The sequence below is a fragment of the Streptomyces sp. RLB3-17 genome, from assembly GCF_007113425.2.
GTDB lineage: Bacteria > Actinomycetota > Actinomycetes > Streptomycetales > Streptomycetaceae > Streptomyces > Streptomyces mirabilis_D.
This window is the reverse complement of sequence record NZ_CP041610.2, coordinates 6,336,233-6,358,333: the sequence shown is the minus strand read 5'-3', so window position 1 is coordinate 6,358,333 and position 22,101 is coordinate 6,336,233. Positions and strand designations below refer to the sequence as shown.

The window sequence follows — 22,101 nt, the reverse complement described above, 5'->3', positions numbered from 1 at the left end:
TGTCGTACGTACCCTTGCGGCATGGATACGGGGAGCGCGGAGACCGCGGGAAACACCGTGGGAAGCACGGCGGCGGAGCCGGTCTGGACCGGGCTGCCGCCGGGACTGCTGCGGATGCGCCGGCTGCTGCTGGTGGTGTGGCTGGGACTGCTGACGATCGTCCTGGGGGTGCTTCTCGCGGTGTTCGCGGGCGCCGTCTGGGCGGCCTTCGCGCTGCTGCCGTTCGCCCTGCTGGTGTGGGGCTGGGGGATGCTGGGGCGCAACTGGCGCTCCTGGCGGTACGCAGAGCGCGCGGACGACCTGCTGATCAGCCGCGGTGTGCTGTTCCGCGAGGAGACCGTGGTGCCGTACGGGCGGATGCAGCTGGTGGAGGTGACCTCCGGGCCCGTGGAGCGGCACTTCGGGCTGGCGAGCGTGCAGCTGCACACGGCGGCCGCCGCGACGGACGCGTGCATCCCGGGCCTGGACCCGACCGAGGCCGAGCGGCTGCGTGACCGGCTGACCGAGCTGGGCGAGGCCCGATCGGCGGGGCTGTGAACACGCCGGCGCCCGACACCGAGGACGTCATACGGGAGCGGAAGCCGCTGGTGGAGCGGCGGCTGCACCCGGTGACACCGTTCCGGCGCGCCTGGGCGCCGGTCGCCGTGGTCGCCGGTTGGGCCGTGCACGACCCCAACCAGGCGCAGGAGCAGCTGACCAGGCTGACGACGACCGCGCTGCTCATCGGGCTCGCCGTCATCGTCCCGGCGGCCGCCCTCTACGGCTTTCTGAGCTGGTGGTTCACGCACTTCGCGGTGACCGAGACCGAACTGCGCATCCGTACCGGCCTGTTGTTCCGGCGCACCGCGCACATCCGGCTCGACCGGCTGCAGGCCGTCGACGTCACCCAGCCGCTGCTGGCCCGCGTCGCGGGCGTCACCAAGCTCAAACTCGACGTCATAGGAACGGACAAGAAGGACGAACTCGCCTATCTCGGCGAGGACGATGCCCGCGCCCTGCGCGCCGAACTCCTCGCCCGCGCCGCCGGTTTCGCCCCCGAGACGGCTCACGAGGTCGGCGAGGCGCCGGTACGGCAGCTCCTGCACGTGCCGGCGGGTTTCCTCGCCGTCTCCCTCCTCCTCACCGGCGCCACCTGGGGTTCCCTGGCCGCCGCCCTCGTCGTGCCCCCGTTCCTGTGGTTCGCCACCCACAGCGTGTGGACGGTCCTCGCCACCGGGGTGCCGCTGCTCGGCGCCGCGGGCGCGAGCAGCGTGGGGCGGTTCGTCGGCGAGTACGACTGGACGGTGGGCGAGTCGCCGGACGGGCTCCGCATCGACCACGGCCTCCTCGACCGTACGCACGAGACGGTGCCGCCCGGACGCGTGCAGACCGTACGGATCGTCGAACCGCTGCTGTGGCGGCGACGCGGCTGGGTACGGGTGGAACTCGACGTGGCGGGGTCCTCGAACTCCGTCCTCGTGCCCGTCGCTCCGCGCGAGGCCGCCGAGTCGGTGATCGCGAGGGTGCTGCCCGGGGTGACGGTGCCGTCCACCCTGTCCCGGCCGCCGCGCCGGGCCTGGTGGTGCGTGCCGCTGTGGTGGCGGGGGTACGGGCTCGCCGTCACCGACACCGTCTTCGCGGCGCGTCACGGACTGCTGCGCCGCCGCCTGTCGCTCGTGCCGCACGCGAAGGTGCAGAGCGTACGGCTGACGCAGGGGCCCTGGGAGCGCTTCAGGGGCGTCGCCGACGTCCATGTGGACACGGGGGCCAACCAGACGGTGACGGCGCGGCTGCGGGACGCCGCGGAGGCCGCGGAGCTTCTTCAGGCGCAGGCCGACCGGTCACGGACGGGGCGGCGCGAGGCCCGGCCGGACCGCTGGATGGCCTGAGACGGCGAGAGGGCAGTGGCCCGAGCCACTGCCCTCGTCCGCGTGAGCCACGTACCCACGTACCCGTACAGGCGCCTCAGGAGGCCGCGGTCCGCAGCTCCGTCAGGTCGATGTGCTCGGTCTCGTCGTGCGCGGTCAGGTCGATGACCTGACCGACACCGCGGGAACCCTCGTCGACGGGCTTGAACCCGGACTCGGCCTCGGCCTTGTGCAGGGCGAGCGCCTCCTGTCCGACCACGTCCGCGAGGTCCTCGTTCTGCATGGCGTCCATGGCGGCCGAGGACGCCCCCTTCTGCGTACCGAAGAAGTCGAACCCACCCTCGACCGAGGGGCGCCGCACGGGCGCGGCCGGGGCGACGGCCACCGCGGTCGGCACGGTGAAGTGCCCGGAGGCACGGGCGGGCTTCGTCGGCTTCACGGGGTGGGCCGCCGGGGCGGCCGGCTCCGCCTCGACGGACGCCGCGCGTGCGGCGGGGACGGGCAGCGCCGCCGTCTTGGCGTCGGTCAGGGGGCGGTTGCCCTTCGGAGGGCCGTCCGTCGGGGGTTCCCCTTTGTCGGAATCTCCTTTGGCGGCCCCTCCTTCGGCGGACTCTCCTTCGGAGGGCTCGCGCTCGTCGGAACCGGAGGCGGCGGCATCAGCCTCGGAGTCCGATGCGGTCCCGGTTTCGACCTCGGCTTCGGAATCGGAAACGGAATCGGCTTCGGTGTCGACTTCGGCTTCGGATTCGGCGCCGGGCTTCGCGTCGTCGTCCGGATCGGTGTCCGGGTCGGTGCCCGGTTCAGCGTCCGCGTCGGAGACGTCGGTCGCCGCGTCGCCGTGCGTGATCCGGCTCAGCGCGGCGTCGGCGCGCAGGAAGAGCGACGACCCGGCCGGGGAGAAGACCTGGGGAGACTCGGGCGCGTCCGTCGGCTCCTCGGAGGCGCTCTCCGCCTCTACGGTGGTCACGTCGCCGACGGTGACACCGTCGTCGGTGTCACCGCCCGTGCCCTCGTTCCTGTCCTCGTCCGTGGCTGCCACGTCCTCGAGAGCCTCCGGCTCCGCCGAGTCCACGGCGTCCACGGCGTCCACGGCGTCCACGGATTCCGCTGACTCCACGGTCTCCGTCGCGGCGGTCAACGCGCGAGCGGGGGCAACCGTCTCGATCTCGAGCAGCCGGCGACCCTCCAGGGCGCTCGCCCGCTCGGTCTCCGCCGTGGCGTACCGCCGAAGCAGTGCCGCGTGTTCGTTGCGCAGGCCCGCCAGCTCCGCCCGCTTCGCGCGCAGCTTGTGCTCCAGCTTGGTGCGCAGCTCGCGCGACTCGTCGAGGTCGGTCTCGAGCTCGGCGACGCGCTCCTCGTGACGCCACTCGTCACTCGCCCGCGCGCGCGTGAGGTCCGCGACACGCTTGCCCGCCGCCGTGTCCCAGCGGCGCATGACGACGCCGCCCACGACGGCGGTCACCGCGGCGGCCGCGGCCAGGGCGCGGAGCACCGTTGGTTCCGTGAACAGCCAGGGCCCCGCGGCGCAGACGAGCGAGACGCCTGCGATCGCCGAAGGAGGCAGCAGCCGGTGCAGAGGTGGGGAATGGCGGTGACGTCCACGTGGCATGGCCAGAAACTTACCGCGCGTAGGGGAATCTTGGAGCCCCGCCCGGTAAAAACACGGCCACCCCAGGGGCTTCACACCGCCTCAGCCGCCTATAAGGGCAACTCCTTGTCCCACAAGGGCTCCCGCTTGCCCCGCACAGCGGCTACTTGTTGATCAATTCCCTTGAGTTCGCGTGATTCGAGAGATTCGAGGGACTCCATGAATTCCAGGAGGCTCGGCACGGATCACGCGGGCCGCCACCTATTCGGGGACGACGGTCAACGGTCGCTCAGCCGCCCACTGAGCCACTGAAGCGTCGGCGGGATCTCCCGCCGCCACGTGTTGAAGTTGTGGCCGCCGCTGTCGAGGATGATCGACGCGATCTGGGTGCGGTGCTTGGACTGCACGAGGCTGATGAACTTGAGGGTCTCCTTGTAGTTGTGCTCGCCCACCTTGCTGCTGGTGACCAGCAGCGATGTGGCGGGGGCGGGCTTGTGCTGCATGAACCAACGCAGGTCCGCGCTGTTGCGCATCTCCTTGTTCCCGTGGAAGAGGTCACCCGTCGTGGGGTCGATCGGCGCCTTGTAGTACGGCGACAGTCCCGCCGCGGCGGCGTACGACTCGGGGTGGTGCATGGCCAGCTTCAGCGCGCAGTAGCCGCCCGTGGAGTCACCGACGATGCCCCAACTTCCGGGCTTTTTGCCCACCCTGTAGTGAGCCGACACGGCATCGGGGAGGTCCTTGGCGAAGAACGTCTCGGTCTGCGGACCGCCCGGGATGTCCACGCACTCCGTGTCCCGCGGCGGCGCGACCGTCGGCCTCATCATGACGAGGATCATCGGCTGCATCTGCCCGTTCTTGGACAAGTCGTGAGCCGTCTGCGGATAGTGCAGGCCCTTGATGAGCGCCGCGGCGGTACCCGGGTAGCCGGTGAGGATCGTGACCGCCGGGAAAGTGCGGGTGCGGTAGCGCGACTGGAAGTACTCGGGGGGAAGGTAGACGAACGCGGGCGTGGCGATGTGTGTCGTACGGCCGACGATGTCGACCTTCTGGATCTGGCCGCCGATCTGCGGCCGGGTCCCGCCCGACACACTCACCGGCTGGGTGTCGACCACCTGGAGAGGCCCGCCGTCGGAGCCGCCCCGGCCGCCGTGGAAGACGACCACGCCCTGGCCGCTCTCCTGACCGAAGAGGTCCGCCCAGCTCGCGTAGAACCCGAACGCCTGGTTGGCGAACAGGCCGATCGAAGCGAAGATCGCCACCTGGGTGACCAGAAGCAGTCCGATCCGTCCGATGACGGCCCGCCAGTTACGACGCGCCAGCCGTGGCCACCACCACACCGTGCCGACGAACAGCAGCACGGCGGACAGAACCGCCAGCACTAGCACCTTGTTGCTCGTGAGACCCATGAGCTGTCCTGCCTGCGCTTTCCGCCCCTGGCCGCCCTGCTGCTTCGCGGGGCCTTGCCCTGGACTTTCCTTGCCTTTTGAACCGGCTTTCCGTTGGGGAGTGAACCTGACCCCCCAAGACACCGTCCTAGAGGGCGCAATGTCGCCGGATGCCGGAATGGCGCCGGATTCAAGGTCTCTCGCAGAACTACGGGATGCGATGTCTGTCAGGATAGATGGGGAAATGTCGAGCGAGGTTCCAGACCGCACGGGCAGGACGCGACGCATACTCCGTGGTCCGCGCCCAGATGCCGTTCCCGCCCTCGTCGCCAGGGCCTGCACACTCGTAGGGGTCCTGGACATCGCCGCGGGGGTCTTCCCGCGCTTCCGGCGCAGCCGTATGCACGCCATGGCCGAGGTGCTGCCCGGCTCGTTCGGCCCCTTCGCCGCCGCGCTGTCGCTCAGCGCCGGCGTACTCCTGCTGCTGCTCGCTCATGGGCTGCGGCGCCGCAAGCGCCGAGCGTGGCGGGCCGCCGTGGCCCTGCTGCCGGCGGGTGCCGTCGCCCAGTTCGCCTACCGCCACTCGATCATCGGCGTCGTCATCTCCCTCGCGCTGCTCGCACCACTGCTGCGCCACCGGAGCGAGTTCGCCGCCCTGCCCGATCCGCGCAGCCGCTGGCGCGCGCTCGCCAACTTCGTCCTCATGGGCGCCGGTTCCCTCGCCCTCGGGCTGGTCATCGTCAGCGCCCACCAGAACCGGATGGTCGGCGACCCGAGCCTGGCCGATCGCATCACGCACGTCCTGTACGGCCTGGTCGGCTTCGAAGGCCCCGTCGACTACGCCGGATCCACGTCCTGGACGGTCGCCTTCTCGCTCGGCGCGCTCGGCTGGCTGACCGCCGTCACCACGATCTACCTGGCCTTCCGGCCCGAGCACCCCGCCGCCCGCCTCACGGAGAACGACGAGACCCAGCTTCGGGCCCTGCTGGACAAGCACGGCGGTCGTGACTCGCTCGGCCACTTCGCGCTCCGCCGCGACAAGGCCGTCGTCTTCTCCCCCAGCGGCAAGGCGGCCGTCACCTACCGCGTCGTCTCCGGCGTGATGCTCGCCAGCGGCGACCCCATCGGCGACGTCGAGGCCTGGCCCGGCGCCATCGAACGCTTCATGGACGAGGCCAAGGCCCACTCCTGGACCCCCGCCGTCATGGGCTGCTCGGAGACGGGCGGCGAGGTGTGGACCCGTGAGACCGGCCTCGACGCCCTCGAACTGGGCGACGAGGCGGTGGTGGACGTCGCGGATTTCTCCCTGTCCGGACGCGCGATGCGCAACGTGCGTCAAATGGTGAAGCGCATCGAACGGGCTGGCTACGAGACCCGGGTGCGGCGCATCCGTGACCTCAGCGAGGGCGAGCTGGAGCGGATACGCCGCGCGGCGGAGGCCTGGCGCGGCACGGACACCGAACGCGGCTTCTCCATGGCGCTCGGCCGCATCGGCGACCCGTCCGACGGCGACTGCCTGATCGCCACCGCCCACAAGGCGGACGACGCGCTCGGCCCGTACGGCGACCTGAAGGCCGTCCTGCACTTCGTCCCCTGGGGCACGGACGGTGTCTCGCTCGACCTCATGCGCCGCGACCGCTCGGCCGACCCCGGCATGAACGAGCTCCTCATCGTGGCGGCGCTCGAGGCGTCCCCACGACTCGACATCAAGCGGATCTCGCTCAACTTCGCGATGTTCCGCTCGGCGCTGGCCCGCGGCGAGAAGATCGGCGCGGGGCCGGTGCTGCGGGCCTGGCGCGGCCTGCTCGTCTTCCTCTCGCGCTGGTTCCAGATCGAGTCCCTGTACAAGTTCAACGCGAAGTTCCGCCCCCGCTGGGAGCCCCGCTTCGTCGTCTACCGCTCCTCCCGCGACCTCCCGCGCATCGGCATCGCCGCCATGCAGGCCGAGGGCTTCGTGAACCTGGCCCTCCCGAGCCTGCTGCGCCGCCGCACACCGGCTCCGCGCCCGTGCGCCCACGGCGTGGCGGAACGCGGGGTCAGGGCGGCGTAGCCCCCTGAACAGGCCCGAGCGAGGGCCCCTACCCCAGCCCTGGGGACCCTCGCTCGGGCCGCGGTCTTCCTGGGTGCCCGATATCGACACTTCCGCCCTTTTCGCGGCACCTGCTTGGCCCGACCGAGTCGGACGGGTGGGCGGGAAACAGTCCGGTAAGCGGCCAAAAGACCCCCGCCGGAGCGAACCCGCAGACGATTCGGCCCCCCGCCGGAGGCCTAGGCTGGACGTATGAACTCCGAGCGCCGCCGCGGCCACGTCGCGGGACTGCCGACCTGGGACCGCTGCGCGGTCATGGGGGTCGTCAACGTGACCCCCGATTCCTTCTCCGACGGCGGCCGCTGGTTCGACACGACGGCCGCCGTCAAACACGGCCTCCACCTGGTCACCGAGGGCGCCGACCTGGTGGACGTGGGAGGCGAGTCCACCCGCCCCGGCGCGACCCGCGTCGACGAGGCGGAAGAGCTCAAGCGCGTCATCCCGGTCGTCCGCGGCCTCGCCTCCGAGGGCGTCACCGTCTCCGTCGACACCATGCGCGCATCCGTCGCCGAGCAGTCGCTCGCCGCGGGCGCCGCCCTCGTCAACGACGTGAGCGGCGGTCTCGCCGACCCCGCGATGATCCCCGCCGTCGCCGCGGCCGGCGCACCCTTCGTGGTCATGCACTGGCGCGGCTTCCTCGAGGGCGGCAACGTGAGGGGGACGTACGCGGACGTCGTCTCCGAAGTCGTCGACGAGCTGCACACACGCGTGGAGGCCGTTCTGGCGGGCGGCGTCGCCCCCGACCGCATCGTCGTCGACCCGGGCCTCGGCTTCTCCAAGGACTCCGAACACGACCTGTCGCTGCTCGCCCACCTCGACCGGCTGAGCGAACTCGGCCACCCCCTGCTCGTCGCCGCCTCCCGCAAGCGGTTCCTGGGCCGCGTACTGGCGGGCCCTGAGGGCGCCCCGCCGCCGGCCCGCGAACGGGACGCCGCCACCGCCGCCGTCTCCGCGCTCGCCGCCCACCAGGGTGCCTGGGCGGTCCGGGTCCACGAGGTACGGGCCACCGCCGACGCCGTACGAGTCGCCCGGGCCGTAGAGGGAGCCCAGTGAGCGCACCCCGCACCGACGTCGAGCAGGTCGAACTCGCCAACACCGCCTTCTACGAGGCACTCGAGCGGGGTGACTTCGAAGGACTGTCGTCGCAGTGGCTGGCTCCCCTGGACACCGCCGACGACGACATCGAGGGCGACGGCGCGGTGATCTCCTGCGTCCACCCCGGCTGGCCGGTCCTCAACGGCCGTGGCGAGGTCCTGCGCTCGTACGCGCTGATCATGGCGAACACGGAGTACATCCAGTTCTTCCTCACGGACGTGCACGTCTCCGTCACGGGCGACACCGCGCTGGTGACCTGCACCGAGAACATCCTGAGCGGCGGCCCCGCCCCCGAGGACAGCGACGAGCTCGGCCCCCTCGTCGGCCAGCTGGTCGTCGCCACGAACGTGTTCCGCCGCACGGCCGACGGCTGGAAGCTCTGGTCGCACCACGCCTCACCGGTCCTCGCCGAATCGGGCGAGGAGGAGGACGAGGACACCCCCGGCTGAGGACGAGAACACCCCCGCTGAGCCCCTGGACACGCCCGGTCGGGTGGGCGGGATGTCCGCCGGCACCAAGGAGTGGTTGGAATCACGAACCGCTGGGTAGGGGCGGCTACCAACCCGTGAGCCGCCGTGTTCCCCAGGGGAAACGCCCGATGAAGCCTCGTGCCCATCATGTGGGCGCGTGTCCCGTGGGTGAGCTCTGTCAGTGCCCGCAGGTAGATTCGTTCGAGGCCGGTGCGCCGACCGTACTCGGTGGACATCGGCCGCTACCGACGATTGCAGGAGTGATTCGCGTGGATCGTGTCGCGCTGCGCGGCCTCAAGGCCCGCGGGCACCACGGTGTCTTCCAGAAGGAACGCGAGGAAGGCCAGACCTTCATCGTGGACCTGACACTGGGCCTGGACACCCGACCGGCCGCGGCCGAGGACGACCTGTCGAAGACCGTGCACTACGGCATCGTGGCCGAGGAGGTCGTGGCCGTCGTCGAGGGCGAGCCCGTCAACCTCATCGAGACCCTCGCCGAGCACATCGCCCAGACCTGCCTGAAGCACGACGGGGTCCAGGAGGTCGAGGTCTGCGTGCACAAACCGGACGCGCCGATCACGGTCCCCTTCGACGACGTGACCGTCACGATCACCCGGAGCCGAGTATGACCGCCTACTTCACCGAGGGTCAGAGCGACCCGACCGTACAGCCGGTGCCCGCCTCCGTGGTCGAGCGGGTGGACGCCGCCGACACGACCCTGCAGAACCCGAAACGGGCGGTGCTCTCCCTCGGCTCGAACCTGGGCAACCGCCTGGAGACCCTCCAGGGCGCCATCGACGCCCTGGAGGACACCCCCGGCGTCCGCGTCAAGGCGGTCTCCCCCGTCTACGAGACGGAGCCCTGGGGCGTCGAACCCGGCAGCCAGCCGACGTACTTCAACGCGGTCGTGGTCCTCAAGACCACCCTCCCGCCGTCCTCGCTCCTGGAGCGGGCCCACGCGATCGAGGAGGCCTTCCACCGCGTACGGGACGGGCGCTGGGGCCCGCGCACGATCGACGTGGACATCGTGGCGTACGCCGAGGTCGTCTCCGGCGACCCGGTCCTGACCCTCCCTCACCCGCACGCCCACGAACGGGCCTTCGTGCTGGCCCCCTGGCACGACGTGGAGCCCGAGGCCCAGCTGCCCGGCCGCGGCCCCGTGAACCACCTGCTCACCGCCGTCACCCGGGAAGGTGTCCTGCCCCGGCCCGACCTGGAACTCCGGCTGCCCGAGTAGTCGTTAAGGTCAGGACGACCAAGACGGGCTTACAAGAGGGGCAAAGGGACAACAACGTGAAACAGCTGCGCATCAGGACGCTGGCAGCCGTGTTCGTGGTGGCCGGTGTGCTGTCCTGGGCAGGCGCGCGCCTGTGGAGCGCGGTGGGGACCCTCCCGCGGGTCCCGCTGGCCGCCCCCATCGTCCTGGCCCTGATCGCCGTCGTCCTGCTGTCCACGGCGCTCTCGCTGCGCGCCCGCCTCAAGGCCCAGCGTGAACGCCGCCCCGGCGCCAAGGGCGTCGACCCCCTGATGGCGGCCCGCGCGGTCGTCTTCGGCCAGGCGAGCGCCCTGGTCGCCGCCCTCGTGTCGGGCATGTACGGCGGTACGGGCGCGTTCCTGCTCGAGTCCCTGGACATCCCCGCCCGTCGCGACCAGGCCATCTACGCCGGCTTCTCGGTCCTCGCCGGCATCGCCGTGATAGCGGCCGCCTTCTTCCTGGAGCGCGTCTGCAAGCTCCCGGAGGACGACGACAACGACCACGGCGGCGCGGCCCCGGTCGCCTGACGGACGGGCCGCGCCGCCGAGCGTGCGCAGGGGCGCCAGGGGATCAGGTCGGAGGAAAGTGACCGCGCCCCACAAGCGCGGGTGAGCATGATCCGCCGGACAGGCCCTAACGCGCCATGATCAGGCTCATCGCCTCGTTGCGGGTGGCGGGATCGCGCAGCTGGCCGCGCACGGCCGAGGTGATGGTCTTCGCGCCGGGCTTGCGCACCCCGCGCATCGACATGCACATGTGCTCGCACTCCACGACGACGATCACCCCGCGCGGCTCCAGGATCTCCATCAGCGAGTCGGCGATCTGCGTGGTGAGGCGTTCCTGCACCTGTGGCCGCCGGGCGTAGACGTCCACGAGCCGGGCCAGCTTCGACAGGCCCGTGATCTTGCCGTCCGTGGACGGGATGTAGCCGACATGGGCCACGCCGACGAACGGCACCAGGTGATGCTCACAGCTGCTGAGGACCTCGATGTCCTTCACGAGCACCATCTCGTCGTGTCCGAGGTCGAAGGTGGTCGTCAGCACGTCCTCGGGCTTCTGCCACAGCCCCGCGAATATCTCCCTGTACGCCCTGGCGACCCGCCCGGGCGTCTCGCGCAGTCCCTCGCGGTCCGGGTCCTCGCCGACCGCGATGAGAAGCTCCCGTACGGCGTTCTCCGCGCGCTTCTCGTCGAACTCGCCGATCACACCTTCGCCGTCCAGCGTCACGGGGTCGGTCATGTGGTCCTCGTTCCTGTGGATCTTGCGCGTGCTGGTCGACGCGTCAAAAACATGCGGTCGTGCCAAAATGCCGCGCCCCCCAGGCTAGAACCTGGGGGGCGCGGCATCCATTCCGGGCCTGGTGGGGCCACCAGGAGCCGGGTCAGCTCTCGGAGCGATCCTCCGGAGCCACTTCCTTCGCCGGGACGGACTCCGTCACATTGGCGATGGCCGGCGTCGATCCGTTCGCCCCGTTCGTCAGCGACAGCTCCTTGGGGGAGAGCACCGGCGGGCGGGTGGACGGGGTGCGCCGGGAGGAGCCGGTCCACGCGGGGCGGGCCGGGCGCTTGTGGATCGGAGCGAAGATCTCGGCGATCTGCTCCTTGCTCAGCGTCTCCTTCTCCAGCAGCTGGAGCACCAGCGCGTCGAGGACGTCGCGGTTCTCGACCAGGATCTCCCAGGCCTCGTTGTGCGCGTTCTCGATGAGCTTCTTGACCTCTTCGTCGACGAGCGCGGCGACCTCTTCCGAGTAGTCACGCGGGTGCGACATCTCCCGGCCCAGGAAGGGCTCGGTGTTGTCGCCGCCGAACTTGATCGCGCCCAGCCGCTCGGTCATGCCGTACTGCGTGACCATCGCGCGGGCCGTTGCGGTGGCCTTCTCGATGTCGTTCGCAGCACCCGTGGTCGGGTCGTGGAAGACGAGCTCCTCGGCCGCGCGGCCGCCCAGCATGTAGGCCAGCTGGTCCAGCATCTCGTTGCGCGTCGTGGAGTACTTGTCCTCGTCCGGCAGGACCATCGTGTAGCCGAGGGCACGGCCACGCGACAGGATCGTGATCTTGTGGACCGGGTCGGAGTTCGGAGACGCCGCCGCGACCAGGGCGTGGCCGCCCTCGTGGTACGCGGTGATCTTCTTCTCCTTGTCCGACATGATCCGGGTCCGCTTCTGCGGGCCCGCGACCACGCGGTCGATCGCCTCGTCCAGCATGGAGTTGTCGATCAACTTCAAGTCGCTGCGGGCCGTCAGAAGCGCGGCCTCGTTGAGCACGTTGGCGAGATCGGCACCCGTGAAGCCGGGGGTGCGACGGGCGACGGCCGAGAGGTCGACGTCCTGCGCGACCGGCTTGCCCTTCTGGTGAACCTTGAGGATCTCCAGACGGCCCTGCATGTCCGGGCGGTCGACCGCGATCTGGCGGTCGAAGCGGCCGGGACGCAGCAGCGCCGGGTCGAGGATGTCGGGCCGGTTCGTGGCGGCGATGAGAATCACGCCGCCCTTCACGTCGAAGCCGTCCATCTCGACGAGCAGCTGGTTCAGCGTCTGCTCGCGCTCGTCGTGACCGCCGCCGAGGCCGGCGCCACGGTGGCGGCCGACCGCGTCGATCTCGTCGACGAAGACGATCGCCGGAGCGTTCGCCTTGGCCTGCTCGAACAGGTCACGGACTCGGGAGGCACCGACACCGACGAACATCTCGACGAAGTCGGAACCCGAGATCGAGTAGAAGGGAACGCCCGCCTCGCCCGCGACAGCGCGTGCGAGGAGCGTCTTACCGGTTCCAGGAGGCCCGTACAGGAGCACACCCTTGGGGATCTTCGCCCCGACGGCCTGGAACTTCGCCGGCTCCTGGAGGAACTCCTTGATCTCCTGGAGCTCCTCGACCGCCTCGTCCGAGCCCGCGACGTCCGAGAACGTCGTCTTCGGGGTGTCCTTGGTGATGAGCTTCGCCTTGGACTTCCCGAAGTTCATGACCCGGGAGCCGCCGCCCTGCATCTGGTTCATCAGGAACAGGAAGACGACGACGATGAGGACGAAGGGAAGCAGAGACAGCAGGATGCCGAGGAACGGGTTCTGCTTGGACGGCGAGACCGTGTAGCCGTCCGGAATCTGCTTGTTCTGGAACTTGTCCTGGAGTGTGTTGGCGAGGTTGACGCCCTGGTCACCGATGTAGCTCGCCTGGATCTTGGAGCTGCCGGAGACCTTCTGGCCATCCTTGAGCTGCACCTTGATGACCTGCTCGTCACCGGTGGTCAGCTTGGCCTGTTGGACCTTGTTGTCATTGATCGCCTGGACGACCTGGCCAGTGTCCACTGTCTTGTAGCCGCCGGACGAGCCGACGACCTGCATCAACACGACCACGGCAAGGACGGCCAGCACGATCCACATGACCGGCCCACGGAAGTATCGCTTCACGTCCATCCATACGGAGCGGTGCCGCCCCGTCCCTCCTGCCATAGTGAGTTTGATAAAGACTTTTAAAGACTGTTCTTCGGACGGTACCCCAGCATTGTCACCCGAAGCTGCAGGGGACGACTGGGAATCCCTCCCACGCATGCTCCAACGGCGCGAAACCCGCTGGGGTTCCCGATCGTCCTACGAGGACTGCGACCCGGAGGTTCAGCCGCCGTAGACGTGAGGCGCGAGCGTACCGACGAACGGGAGGTTGCGGTACTTCTCCGCGTAGTCGAGGCCGTAGCCGATCACGAACTCGTTCGGGATGTCGAAGCCGACCCACTCCACGTCGATCGCGACCTTGGCCGCCTCCGGCTTGCGCAGCAGCGTGCACACCTTGAGGGAGGCCGGCTCGCGGGAGCCGAGGTTGGAGATCAGCCAGGACAGGGTCAGCCCGGAGTCGATGATGTCCTCGACGATCAGGACGTGCTTGCCCTTGATGTCGGTGTCGAGGTCCTTGAGGATCCGCACCACACCCGAGGACTGGGTGCCGGCGCCGTACGACGACACCGCCATCCAGTCCATGGTGACGGGGGTGGACAGCGCACGCGCGAGGTCCGCCATGACCATGACGGCGCCCTTGAGGACACCGACGATCAGCAGGTCCTTGCCCACGTACTCCGCGTCGATCTTCGCAGCCAGCTCAGCCAGCTTGGCGTCGATCTCTTCCTTGGTGATGAGCACCGACTTGAGGTCGGTGCCCATGTCTTTCGCGTCCACCCGCATCACTTTCGGTCGTCCGTCCCACTTTTTTCGGGCTCGTTCACCTACGGGGCGCCGATGTCGCTCCCCTTCGGCTCACTCGCTCGGCCGCCCGGACCGCCCGCGACCCGAGTGAGGGGTCCCGGAGAGCCGCGTGAGCGGTCCCGATGGAGGGTCCGGTTTCAGCCTTGCCGAATCACCAGTCTGCCACCCTGTCGCTGAGCGACGACTTTGCCCGGGAGATTGATGGCTCCCTGGCCGCGCCAGCCGGTGATCAGCCGGTCGACTTCTTCGATGTGGCGGGCGAACAGCGAACCGGCCGGGGCGCCCGCCTCGATGGCGGCGCGGCGCAGGATGCGGCGGCGTACGGCGGGCGGCAGGGCGTAGAGCTTCGCGCACTCCAGGAGGCCCGCCGTGTCGCGTACGGAGGCCTCGGCCTGGCGGGCCCAGGCGTCGAGGGCGTCGGCGTCGTCACGGGACAGCTGTGCCGTCCTGGCGAGGGCCTCGACGACTCCCTTGCCCAGCGCCTTCTCCAGGGCGGGCAGGCCCTCGTGGCGCAGCCGGGAGCGGGTGTAGGCCGGGTCGGCGTTGTGCGGGTCGTCCCAGACGGGCAGCGACTGGACCATGCAGGCCTTGCGGGCGGTCTGCCGGTCCAGGTGCAGGAACGGTCGGCGGTAACGGCCGCCGGCCCCCGAGACCGCGGCCATGCCGGACAGGGAGCGGATGCCGGAGCCGCGGGCGAGGCCCAGCAGAACCGTCTCGGCCTGGTCGTCACGGGTGTGGCCGAGCAGGACGGCGGAGGCGCCGTGGCGCTCGGCGGCGGCGTCCAGGGCGGCGTACCGGGCGTCGCGGGCGGCGGCCTCGGGGCCGCCGTCGCGGCCCACGGTGACGGCGAGGGACTCGACGGGGGTCATGCCGAGCTCGACGAGGCGGGAGACGACGTCGTCGGCGCGCAGATCGGAGCCGGGCTGCAGACCGTGATCCACGGTGATGCCACCGGCGCGGATGCCGAGTTTGGGGGCTTCGAAGGCGAGAGCCGAGGCGAGCGCCATGGAGTCGGCGCCACCGGAGCAGGCGACGAGGACGAGCGGGGAGGACTCGCCTGGGGGACGGGTGTGGTCGGAGAGGACGTCGTGGAGTACGCGGCGGACCGCCAGGCGTATCGCCGCGACCGCAGGATGGGGACCCATGTCCGGTTCCCTTCATGAAGTTTTCGGGGGGTGAGCCCGAGCCTGGTCACACAGAGTGTGTAGATGGTGACAGAAACGGGCCGTTCCCCGAGCATTGCACGCCTACCGTTGGCTCACGGTCCCTCGGACGGGTGATTGGAGGGGCGTTCACCTGCCGTCGGCCGAATTCGTTTCACGACCTTGCCGTAGGGTTCACGACTCCGCTTTGCGGTGCACCCGTGCGACCCAGTCCGCCGGTTTGGCGATCTCCGTCTTGGTCGGGAGGGTGTTCGGGGAAGTCCAGACACGGTTGAAGCCGTCCATGCCCACCTGATCGACGACCGCGCGCACGAACCGCTCACCGTCCCTGTACTGCTTCAGTTTGGCATCCAAACCGAGCAGCTTGCGCAGGGCGAGGTCGAGCCGTGAGGCCCCCCTGGCCCGGCGCTGCTGGAACTTCTCGCGGATCTCGCCCACGGACGGGACCACGTCCGGACCCACGCCGTCCATCACGAAGTCCGCGTGGCCCTCCAGGAGGGACATCACGGCGGTGAGGCGGCCGAGGATCTCCCGCTGGGCCGGCGTCTGCACGATCTCGACCAGGGACCGGCCCCCGTCGTCCTCCTCGCCCTCGGGACGGCCGCCCGCGAGCGACTGGGCCGCCTCCCTGATGCGCTCCAGGACCGTCATGGGGTCGACCTCGGTCTCGCCCAAGAAAGACTGGATTTCGCCCTCCAGGTGGTCGCGCAGCCAGGGCACGGCCGTGAACTGCGTACGGTGCGTCTCCTCGTGCAGACACACCCACAGGCGGAAGTCGTGGGGCTCCACGTCGAGTTCGCGCTCCACGTGGACGATGTTCGGCGCGACGAGAAGGAGCCTGCCGCCGCCGTTCTCACCCGCCGGGAGTTCCCTGGTCGCCGGGGCGAAGGTCTCGTACTGCCCGAGGACGCGCGACGACAGGAACGACAGCAGCATGCCCAGTTCCACGCCGGTGACCTTGCCGCCGACGGCGCCGAGGACGGCCCCGCCCGGGGTGGTCCCCCGCCGTTCCTGCATCTTGTCCAGCAGGGGCTTCAGGAGTTCCCGGAACCCCGCGACGTTCGCCCGGACCCAGCCCGGGCGGTCCACCACCAGGATGGGGGTGTCGTGGAGGTCGTCCGTGCCCATACGAGTGAAGCCCCGGACGTGTTCCTCCGAGGCCTTCGCATGCCGGCGCAGCTCCGCGACGACCTCTCGGGCCTCGTCGCGGCTCACCTCGGGGCCAGGCCGCACAAGCCGTGTCGCGGTCGCCACCGCGAGATTCCAGTCGACCATCTCGGCACCACCGATGCTCGTCATGCGTCAACCGTACGTGAGCGGGTCCAAGTGCGGTGAGGGGTAAGGCACCGGATGCGCCCGTGCTCGGGGGCGCACGGGGCTCGTGGTACGAGTGGTGCCCAGGACCCGGCCGGGCAGGCCCTAACGGCAGCCGCAGCCCGCCAGTGCCGAGGCCGTGCGGTCCAGGGCCGACTGGGCCGCCGACGGGTCGGTCGTGTCGGAGGCCAGGAACGCGAAGGCCAGCAGCCGGCCGTCGGCGTCGACGACCGTGCCCGCCAGGGTGTTCACCCCGGTCAGCGTGCCGGTCTTGGCGCGTACGAGGCCGGTGCCGGACGCGTCGTCGGCGTAACGGTCGCTGAGGGTGCCCGTGAAACCCGCGACCGGCAGACCGGTCAGGATCGGCCGGAGTTCGGGGTGGGCGGGGTCACCGGCCTTGACCAGGAGGGCCGTGAGCAGGTCCGCCGTGAGCCTGTCGTCCCGGTTCAGACCGCTGCCGTCCGTGAAGTGCGCGCCGGACAGCGGGAGTCCGAGCTTCTTCAGCTCGGCGTCGATCGCCGCCGCGCCGCCGTCGAAGTCGGCCGGTCGGCCGGTGGCGAGGGCGACTTGGCGGGCCATGCCCTCCGCGATGTCGTTGTCGCTGTTCGTCAGCATCCGCTCGATGAGGGCGGACAGCGGCGGCGAGGAGACCGAGGCGAGGGACTGTGAGCCGTTCGTCGCCTTGGAGAGGCCGGGGGTCGTCGTCTTGATGCCCTTGGCCTCCAGCAGCCCCGCGAACTTCCCGGCCGCGTCCGCCGCCGGGTCCGCGGCGCGGGTGACCGGGCCGCTGGCCGAGTCGTCGGTGCGGGCCTCGTCGACCATCAGGGCGCTGACCGGCGCGAGGTTGGGGTTGGTGCCGATGGGGTGCAGGGCGGGACCGGCGTAGAGCGAGGTGTCGTACGAGAGCGTCACCTGGTTCAGATGACGGGCCTTCAGGGCCGTCGCCGTCTCGTCGGCCAGGGTGCGCAGGCTCGCCCAGCCCGCCGCCTCCTTGCGAGCGGTCAGCGTGGGGTCGCCGCCGCCGACGAGCACGACCTCCTTGGTGCCGGGCTCCAGGACCGCGCGGGTCTCGATGCGGTGGTCGGCGCCCGCCGCGGAGAGCGCGGCGACCGCGGTGGCGATCTTCGTGGTGGAGGCCGGGGTGTGCGCGTCGTCGGCGCCCTTGCCGTACAGCCGCTTGCCGGTCGCCACGTCGACGACCACGGCCGTGCGCCGCCCGCCGAGCGCGGGGTCGCCCAGGAGCCGGTCGAGGGTGCTCGTGAGGGCCTTCTGGGTGGGTGCGGGCACCGAGACGGTGGAGCCGCCGAGACCCGTCAGCACGGAGGCGGCGCTGGGCGCGGGCTTCGGCGCCGTGGGGGACGTATCGGAACTACGTCCGTGATCTGCGCCACCCTCCCCTTCTCGCGATGCGGCCCAGTCACGCTCGGCCGTACGCTGACCGGAGGAGTCCCAGGGGCCGGCGAAGGCCACCGCCCCGGCCGCGAGTGCCAGGCCCGCGGTGGCGGCGACGGCTGTGAGCCGCGGGGTCGTGAACTTCACGGAACGCGGCCGTACGGCTTGAGCAGCCCGCACCACATGCGGTCGCACGGACTGCGCAGCCCTCGTCACACGCGGCTGCACGGCCTGCGCGACCCGCGTCACACGAGGCTGCACGGTCCGCTTGATCCGCACCACATGCGGTCTCGCGGCCCGCCAAGCCCTCAGCTCTGGCACGACCACCAGCCCCTTTCGCGATCACACACCTGCGTGAGGGACACTTAACCACCAGAACTATGTGTTGATCATGGAGGAGCCACCGGTGGAGTTCGACGTCACGATCGAGATTCCGAAGGGTTCGCGGAACAAGTACGAGGTGGACCACGAGACCGGTCGGATCCGCTTGGACCGTCGACTCTTCACCTCGACCAGCTACCCGGCCGACTACGGCTTCGTCGAGAACACCCTCGGCGAGGACGGCGACCCGCTGGACGCGCTGGTCATCCTGGACGAGCCGACCTTCCCGGGCTGCCTCATCCAGTGCCGCGCGATCGGCATGTTCCGTATGACGGACGAGGCCGGCGGCGACGACAAGCTGCTGTGCGTCCCGGCGCACGACCCGCGTGTGGAGCACCTGCGGGACATCCACCACGTGTCGGAGTTCGACCGCCTGGAGATCCAGCACTTCTTCGAGGTCTACAAGGACCTCGAGCCCGGCAAGTCCGTCGAGGGCGCCAACTGGGTCGGCCGCGCGGAGGCCGAGGCCGAGATCGAGCGTTCCTACAAGCGCTTGAAGGAGCAGGGCGGTCACTGATCCCTCCTGAGCCCCGCGGGCCGCGTGACCCCTCCCGGGGTGGCGCGGCCCGTTCGCGTATCCGTGCGCATACTGGGGCGTACGGGAGGTGCACGGTCGGCAACAGCGGGAGTGGTGGGTGACGGACGCGGAGGACCGCAAACCGCAGTCGGACGAGGCGAGGAGTGCCTTCGCGCAGCCGGACGGCGTGGCACCGGCGGTCGAGGACGAATCGGGGACAACGTCGGAGTTCGCGGTCCCCAAGGGGCTCGTGCCGCCCGAGACGGCCGGCACCGAGTCCGAGGGGTCGGCGTTCAGTACCCCGCACACCTACAGCGCGAAACACGCCCCGCCAGCCTTCACACCGGCGACCGGCGTCCCCGTGGTCAGCCTGACCAAGGACGTGCCCTGGCAGGACCGGATGCGCACGATGCTGCGCATGCCGGTGGCCGAGCGTCCGGCACCCGAACTGCTGCACAAGGAGGACGAGGTCGGCCCGGCCGTCCCCCGCGTGCTCGACCTGACGCTGCGCATCGGCGAGTTGCTGCTCGCGGGCGGTGAGGGCGCCGAGGACGTGGAGACGGCGATGTTCGCCGTCTGCCGCTCGTTCGGCCTGGACCGCTGCGAGCCGAACGTCACCTTCACCCTGTTGTCCATCTCGCACCAGCCGTCCCTGGTGGACGATCCCGTGACGGCCTCCCGGACCGTACGCCGCCGGGGCACCGACTACACACGGCTCGCGGCCGTCTACCGGCTCGTCGACGACCTGAGCGACCCGGAGACCACGTTCTCCCTGGAGGAGGCCTACCGGCGCCTCGCGGAGATGCGGCGCAACCGGCACCCGTATCCCGGCTGGGTGCTGACCGGCTGCACCGGGCTGCTGGCGGGTGCGGCCTCGGTGCTCGTGGGCGGTGACGCGATCGTGTTCGTCGCCGCGGCGCTCGGCGCGATGCTGGGCGACCGGCTGGCCTGGCTCTTCGCGGGGCGCGGGCTGCCGGAGTTCTACCAGTTCACGGTGGCCGCGATGCCGCCGGCCGCGATAGGTGTCGCGCTCCAGCTCGCGCACGTCGACACGAACTCGTCCGCGGTGATCACCGGTGGACTGTTCGCGCTGCTGCCCGGGCGGGCGCTCGTCGCGGGCGTCCAGGACGGACTGACCGGCTTCTACATCACCGCGTCCGCGCGCCTCCTGGAGGTCATGTACCTCTTCGTCGGCATCATCGTCGGCGTCCTCATCGTGCTCTATTTCGGCGTGAAGTTCGGCGCCGCGCTCAATCCGGACCAGGCGCTCAGCATCTCCGAACGGCCCCTGGTACAGATCGCCGCCGCCATGCTGCTGTCGCTGACCTTCGCCGTCCTGCTCCAGCAGGAACGATCCACCGTGCTCGCGGTGACCCTCAACGGAGGCGTCGCCTGGTCGGTGTACGGGGCGATGCACTACCCGGGCGGTATCTCGCCGGTCGCCTCCACCGCCGTCGCGGCGGGCCTGGTGGGCCTCTTCGGGCAGCTGCTGTCCCGCTACCGGTTCGCGTCCGCGCTGCCGTACACGACCGCCGCGATAGGGCCCCTGCTCCCAGGGTCGGCCACTTACTTCGGGCTGCTGTCGATCGCCCAGAGCAACGTCGACAAGGGCCTGGTGTCGCTCTCCAAGGCCGCGGCGCTCGCCATGGCCATCGCCATCGGTGTGAACCTGGGGTCGGAGATCTCCCGGCTGTTCCTGCGACTGCCGGGGGGCTCCGCCGGGGAGCGCAGGGCCGCGAAGCGGACGCGGGGGTTCTGAGGGCCGGGCGCACGAGAGCTCGGCCGCTTCTGTTCGGCCTCGACCGCGGGCTTGTGGTGGCTGATCGCGCAGTTCCTCGCGCCCCTTTCGGGGCGCTCAGTTGCCGTACGGGTATTGCTGGTAGCTCTGGTCCTGGTTGCCGTAAGGCTGCTGCTGCGGGTAACCCTGGCGGGGCGGGTAGGCCTGGCCCTGGTCGTAGTTCGGGTCGTAGTTCGGGTCGTAGTTCTGACCGTAATTCTGGTCGTAGCCCTGGCCCTGGTAGTAACCCTGGTCCTGGTTGCCGTACGGCTGCTGGGGCTGCTGCTGCGGGTATCCCTGGGCGTACTGGTCCTGCTGGTGCCGGTCCTGCTGGTACGGGTCATGGCCCTGCTGCGGCTGGTGCATGCGCAGCGGACGCGTCGCGTCGTCCATGGCGGGGGGCGTGGGCTGCTGCTGGTAGGCGGCCGGGCCCTGGGGGGCCTGAGGCGCCGGCGGGTTCTTCTTGGCCTTGGAGCGCGCCCGCAGGAACTCGATGGCGATCGGGACCACCGAGACGAGGACGATCAGGATCAGGATCGCCTCGATGTTGTTCTTGACGAAGTCGATCTTGCCGAGCCAGGAGCCGAGCAGCGTGACGCCCGCGCCCCACAGGACTCCACCGATGATGTTGAAGGTGAGGAAGGAGCGGTACTTCATGCCGCTGACGCCCGCGATGATCGGCGTGAAGGTGCGCACGATGGGCACGAAGCGGGCGAGGACCAAGGACTTGGGCCCGTACTTCTCGAAGAACTCGTGGGCCTTGACCACGTTCTCCTGCTTGAAGAGGCGGGAGTCCGGGCGGGTGAAGAGCGAGGGGCCGACCTTCTTGCCGAACAGGTAACCCGCTTGGTCGCCGAGGACCGCGGCGACGCAGATCAGGGCGACGGCCCCCCACAGCGGGAAGTTCAGCTGGTTCGACGTGATCAGCAGGCCGCAGGTGAACAGCAGCGAGTCACCCGGCAGGAAGAAGCCGATCAGCAGGCCGGACTCGGCGAAGACGACGAGCAGCAGGCCCCATATGCCGAAGTTGTCCAGGAGCGTGTTCGGATCCAGCCAGCTTGGACCAAGGGCAAGCGTCGTCACGGTTCCGGGCTCCTGAGGGGTGAAGGAAAAGTACGGCGGTCCTGGGACGGCAGTACGGCAGCACATCAGTACTGTCGGCCAAAGCTATCAACGCACAGTGTCCGTGCCAGGTTCCACCAGTGCCCCCAGGATGCACTGTGTGCCCACTGGGACAAAGCTGTGGGCCATGGGCATCGATGAATACGGAGGCGGCCAGGGACCCCAGTCGGACGTCCTGGTCGTGACGACGAACGACGCGCCCGGCTACCGCGTCCAGCAGGTCATCGGCGAGGTGTTCGGCCTCACCGTGCGATCCCGGCATCTGGGCAGCCAGATCGGCGCGGGTCTGAAGTCGATGATCGGCGGCGAGCTCAAGGGGCTCACCAAGACCCTTGTGGAGACCCGCAACCAGGCCATGGAACGACTCGTCGAGCAGGCACGCGCGCGGGGGGCGAACGGCGTGCTGATGATGCGGTTCGACGTGACCGAGGCGGCGGACGTGGGCACGGAGGTGTGCGCGTACGGCACCGCGGTGGTCCTGGTGAAGGAGTAGGGCGCGACCGGCCGCGGAACC

20 protein-coding genes are annotated in these 22,101 nt (G+C 70.1%); 11 read left to right on the top strand and 9 right to left on the bottom strand.

The annotated features are described in order from the left end of the window. Positions 1–21: 21 nt before the first annotated feature. Together FNV62_RS28860 and FNV62_RS28855 are read left to right on the top strand one after the other, a co-directional pair. Positions 22–537, top strand: a complete 516-nt coding sequence (locus tag FNV62_RS28860) for a PH domain-containing protein (protein ID WP_054237490.1) — start codon at positions 22–24, stop codon at positions 535–537. Continuing rightward, positions 534–1,868 (top strand): PH domain-containing protein, encoded by a 1,335-nt coding sequence (locus tag FNV62_RS28855; RefSeq protein WP_097285694.1) that lies wholly within the window; start codon positions 534–536, stop codon positions 1,866–1,868. Before FNV62_RS28860 ends, FNV62_RS28855 begins: the two co-directional genes overlap by 4 nt. A gap of 76 nt (positions 1,869–1,944) precedes the next feature. On the opposite strand, the gene FNV62_RS28850 is transcribed toward FNV62_RS28855, so the two are convergent. Both FNV62_RS28850 and FNV62_RS28845 read right to left on the bottom strand, forming a co-directional pair. After that, the gene (locus FNV62_RS28850) at positions 1,945–3,456 is read right to left on the bottom strand and encodes a hypothetical protein (RefSeq protein WP_143627599.1); all 1,512 of its coding nucleotides are present in this window, start codon (positions 3,454–3,456) and stop codon (positions 1,945–1,947) included. Between the two features lie 257 nt (positions 3,457–3,713). After that, a complete protein-coding gene (locus tag FNV62_RS28845) occupies positions 3,714–4,844 on the bottom strand; it encodes an alpha/beta hydrolase-fold protein (RefSeq protein WP_097285692.1) in 1,131 nt (376 codons plus the stop codon). Positions 4,845–5,067: 223 nt separating this feature from the next. On the opposite strand from FNV62_RS28845, the gene FNV62_RS28840 reads away from it, so the two are divergent. The 6 genes from FNV62_RS28840 to FNV62_RS28815 all read left to right on the top strand — a co-directional run bounded on the left by FNV62_RS28840 (position 5,068) and on the right by FNV62_RS28815 (position 10,259). Beyond that, on the top strand, positions 5,068–6,873 hold the full coding sequence (locus FNV62_RS28840) for a phosphatidylglycerol lysyltransferase domain-containing protein (protein ID WP_097285691.1): 1,806 nt from the start codon (positions 5,068–5,070) through the stop codon (positions 6,871–6,873). 231 nt (positions 6,874–7,104) lie between these two features. Next, the gene (gene folP / locus FNV62_RS28835; protein ID WP_143608863.1) at positions 7,105–7,965 is read left to right on the top strand and encodes a dihydropteroate synthase; all 861 of its coding nucleotides are present in this window, start codon (positions 7,105–7,107) and stop codon (positions 7,963–7,965) included. Next, positions 7,962–8,456: a nuclear transport factor 2 family protein gene (locus FNV62_RS28830; protein WP_097285689.1), complete on the top strand. Its 495-nt coding sequence runs from the start codon at positions 7,962–7,964 to the stop codon at positions 8,454–8,456. Before folP ends, FNV62_RS28830 begins: the two co-directional genes overlap by 4 nt. A 290-nt stretch (positions 8,457–8,746) precedes the next feature. After that, positions 8,747–9,106 carry a dihydroneopterin aldolase gene (folB, locus tag FNV62_RS28825; RefSeq protein WP_097285688.1) on the top strand — a complete coding sequence of 120 codons (360 nt, stop codon included), beginning with the start codon at positions 8,747–8,749 and terminating at the stop codon, positions 9,104–9,106. Further along, the gene (folK, locus tag FNV62_RS28820) at positions 9,103–9,714 is read left to right on the top strand and encodes a 2-amino-4-hydroxy-6-hydroxymethyldihydropteridine diphosphokinase (RefSeq protein WP_060901576.1); all 612 of its coding nucleotides are present in this window, start codon (positions 9,103–9,105) and stop codon (positions 9,712–9,714) included. The genes folB and folK overlap by 4 nt, the downstream gene beginning before the upstream one ends. Positions 9,715–9,770: 56 nt before the next feature. Then, positions 9,771–10,259 carry a DUF3180 domain-containing protein gene (locus FNV62_RS28815; protein WP_054237482.1) on the top strand — a complete coding sequence of 163 codons (489 nt, stop codon included), beginning with the start codon at positions 9,771–9,773 and terminating at the stop codon, positions 10,257–10,259. Positions 10,260–10,365: 106 nt separating this feature from the next. Here FNV62_RS28815 and folE read toward each other — a convergent pair whose 3' ends face one another. From folE to dacB, 6 genes are all read right to left on the bottom strand, one after another. After that, entirely contained in the window at positions 10,366–10,971 is a 606-nt protein-coding gene (gene folE / locus FNV62_RS28810; protein WP_054237481.1) for a GTP cyclohydrolase I FolE, read from the bottom strand. A 142-nt stretch (positions 10,972–11,113) separates the two neighbouring features. Next, positions 11,114–13,141, bottom strand: coding sequence for an ATP-dependent zinc metalloprotease FtsH (gene ftsH, locus FNV62_RS28805; protein ID WP_054237480.1), 2,028 nt, complete (start codon positions 13,139–13,141; stop codon positions 11,114–11,116). A 198-nt stretch (positions 13,142–13,339) separates the two neighbouring features. Continuing rightward, complete coding sequence (gene hpt / locus FNV62_RS28800) at positions 13,340–13,900, bottom strand: hypoxanthine phosphoribosyltransferase (protein WP_054237479.1); 561 nt, start codon at positions 13,898–13,900, stop codon at positions 13,340–13,342. A 158-nt stretch (positions 13,901–14,058) separates the two neighbouring features. After that, entirely contained in the window at positions 14,059–15,066 is a 1,008-nt protein-coding gene (gene tilS / locus FNV62_RS28795; protein WP_097285686.1) for a tRNA lysidine(34) synthetase TilS, read from the bottom strand. A gap of 192 nt (positions 15,067–15,258) precedes the next feature. Next, entirely contained in the window at positions 15,259–16,383 is a 1,125-nt protein-coding gene (locus FNV62_RS28790; RefSeq protein ID WP_097285685.1) for a zinc-dependent metalloprotease, read from the bottom strand. 120 nt (positions 16,384–16,503) lie between these two features. Further along, positions 16,504–18,117, bottom strand: coding sequence for a D-alanyl-D-alanine carboxypeptidase/D-alanyl-D-alanine-endopeptidase (gene dacB / locus FNV62_RS28785; protein WP_143627597.1), 1,614 nt, complete (start codon positions 18,115–18,117; stop codon positions 16,504–16,506). A gap of 79 nt (positions 18,118–18,196) precedes the next feature. Between dacB and FNV62_RS28780 the strand changes: the two genes are divergently transcribed. Continuing rightward, entirely contained in the window at positions 18,197–18,688 is a 492-nt protein-coding gene (locus tag FNV62_RS28780; RefSeq protein ID WP_054237475.1) for an inorganic diphosphatase, read from the top strand. A gap of 118 nt (positions 18,689–18,806) precedes the next feature. Further along, on the top strand, positions 18,807–20,447 hold the full coding sequence (locus FNV62_RS28775; protein ID WP_097285683.1) for a threonine/serine ThrE exporter family protein: 1,641 nt from the start codon (positions 18,807–18,809) through the stop codon (positions 20,445–20,447). 96 nt (positions 20,448–20,543) lie between these two features. Here FNV62_RS28775 and FNV62_RS28770 read toward each other — a convergent pair whose 3' ends face one another. Beyond that, positions 20,544–21,548: a DedA family protein gene (locus FNV62_RS28770; RefSeq protein ID WP_143627595.1), complete on the bottom strand. Its 1,005-nt coding sequence runs from the start codon at positions 21,546–21,548 to the stop codon at positions 20,544–20,546. A gap of 166 nt (positions 21,549–21,714) precedes the next feature. Here FNV62_RS28770 and FNV62_RS28765 point away from each other — a divergent pair, with 166 nt between their 5' ends. After that, entirely contained in the window at positions 21,715–22,080 is a 366-nt protein-coding gene (locus FNV62_RS28765) for a YbjQ family protein (protein ID WP_143652131.1), read from the top strand. Positions 22,081–22,101: the final 21 nt, after the last annotated feature.

What these genes read in the sequence shown, in the direction of transcription:
- FNV62_RS28840 (WP_097285691.1), top strand. Translation starts at nt 5,068, where the DNA reads ATGTCGAGCGAGGTTCCAGACCGCACGGGCAGGACGCGACGCATACTC.
- tilS (WP_097285686.1), bottom strand. Translation starts at nt 15,066, where the DNA reads ATGGGTCCCCATCCTGCGGTCGCGGCGATACGCCTGGCGGTCCGCCGC.
- FNV62_RS28850 (WP_143627599.1), bottom strand. Translation starts at nt 3,456, where the DNA reads ATGCCACGTGGACGTCACCGCCATTCCCCACCTCTGCACCGGCTGCTG.
- FNV62_RS28845 (WP_097285692.1), bottom strand. Translation starts at nt 4,844, where the DNA reads ATGGGTCTCACGAGCAACAAGGTGCTAGTGCTGGCGGTTCTGTCCGCC.
- FNV62_RS28790 (WP_097285685.1), bottom strand. Translation starts at nt 16,383, where the DNA reads ATGACGAGCATCGGTGGTGCCGAGATGGTCGACTGGAATCTCGCGGTG.
- folE (WP_054237481.1), bottom strand. Translation starts at nt 10,971, where the DNA reads ATGACCGACCCCGTGACGCTGGACGGCGAAGGTGTGATCGGCGAGTTC.
- folK (WP_060901576.1), top strand. Translation starts at nt 9,103, where the DNA reads ATGACCGCCTACTTCACCGAGGGTCAGAGCGACCCGACCGTACAGCCG.
- folP (WP_143608863.1), top strand. Translation starts at nt 7,105, where the DNA reads ATGAACTCCGAGCGCCGCCGCGGCCACGTCGCGGGACTGCCGACCTGG.
- hpt (WP_054237479.1), bottom strand. Translation starts at nt 13,900, where the DNA reads ATGCGGGTGGACGCGAAAGACATGGGCACCGACCTCAAGTCGGTGCTC.
- FNV62_RS28765 (WP_143652131.1), top strand. Translation starts at nt 21,715, where the DNA reads ATGGGCATCGATGAATACGGAGGCGGCCAGGGACCCCAGTCGGACGTC.
- FNV62_RS28860 (WP_054237490.1), top strand. Translation starts at nt 22, where the DNA reads ATGGATACGGGGAGCGCGGAGACCGCGGGAAACACCGTGGGAAGCACG.
- ftsH (WP_054237480.1), bottom strand. Translation starts at nt 13,141, where the DNA reads ATGGACGTGAAGCGATACTTCCGTGGGCCGGTCATGTGGATCGTGCTG.